A 334-nucleotide genomic window follows, 5' to 3' on the forward strand; every position below is an offset into this window, starting at 1 on the left:
CAGAACTTTTTCTGGAAGGAGATCGAAGTCAACGATCGGCTCGACGACATCATGCGCTACGCCTATCATTCGGTCCACAAGAAGATGTTGCAGCACAAGGTGGACATGCGCACGGCGGCGCTGATCATCGCGGTTGAGCGCGTCGCGCACGCCACCACCACGCGCGGAATCTTCCCCTAGCTCAGGGCGCCCCACGCGGCGTCCAGAACTCTCTCGGCCGTCTCGGTAGCGTCGATCACACGCCATCGGGACGGCTGCAATCCGGCCTCCGTCAAAAATCCCTCTCTCACCTTTTGGTGAAAAGATTCCACCATTTGGTCGAGTCGGTCTTTTT

1 pseudogene is annotated in these 334 nt (G+C 58.4%); it reads left to right on the forward strand.

Features of this window, described 5'->3' with window-relative positions:
• Nucleotides 1-180: pseudogene (locus R5H29_RS04855) on the forward strand (Glu/Leu/Phe/Val dehydrogenase); the annotation flags it as partial.
• Between the last annotated feature and the right edge of the window lie 154 nt (nt 181-334).

The sequence above is a fragment of the Stenotrophomonas sp. A3_2 genome (assembly GCF_036624925.1).
Taxonomy (GTDB): domain Bacteria; phylum Pseudomonadota; class Gammaproteobacteria; order Xanthomonadales; family Xanthomonadaceae; genus Stenotrophomonas; species Stenotrophomonas hibiscicola.